This window comes from Rhizobium sp. Rhizsp42 (assembly GCF_047304155.1).
In the GTDB taxonomy this organism is placed as follows: domain Bacteria; phylum Pseudomonadota; class Alphaproteobacteria; order Rhizobiales; family Rhizobiaceae; genus Rhizobium.
The window spans coordinates 1-698 of record NZ_JBGLYS010000113.1; the positions used below are offsets into that span (position 1 = coordinate 1).

Sequence of the window (698 nt, forward strand, 5' to 3'; positions counted from 1 at the left end):
GGCCTGAAGGTCGGCGTCTACCAGCACAGCACCGTCGCCCGCGATCTCATGGTCGGCCTGCTTGAGCACTTCGGCGCCGAGGTTAAGGCGTTCGCGCGCTCCGAACACTTCATTCCCGTCGATACCGAAGCCGTCTCGGAAGAGACCGTCGCACTTTTGAAGCAAGCGGCACGCGACCACGGCCTCGACGCCATCGTGTCTGCCGATGGCGATGGTGACCGGCCGCTCGTCACCGATGAGACCGGCACGCCGCTGCGTGGCGACCTGCTTGGCCTGATCGCCGCCAACTTCCTCGGCGCGGACGCCGTGGTGACACCCGTCACCTCCAACTCCGGCATCGAAGCATCAGGGTCGTTCAGCGTCATCCGCACCCGCGTCGGATCGCCCTTCGTGATATCGGGCATGCAGGAGGCGCTTGTAGCTGGCAAGACCGGCGTCGTCGGCTTCGAGGCCAATGGCGGTACGCTGGTGGCGAGCGATTTCGAGCTCAATGGTACGACGCTGCTTGCCTTGCCGACCCGTGATTGCTTCCTGCCTGTTCTGGCGACCCTGGCGCAGGCGGCCGCAAACAAGCGCCCGCTGTCTTCAATCGCATCGGGCTACGCGCTCCCCTTCGCCGCCGCCGACCGACTTGAGAACTTCCCGGTCGAGACAAGTGCCAAGCTGATGGCGCATCTGCGTGCAAGCCCAGCCAATCT

1 pseudogene is annotated in these 698 nt (G+C 65.0%); it reads left to right on the forward strand.

Annotation, left to right across the window (positions count from 1 at the left end):
- A pseudogene (locus tag ACCD05_RS31775) lies at positions 1-698 on the forward strand (phosphomannomutase); the annotation flags it as partial.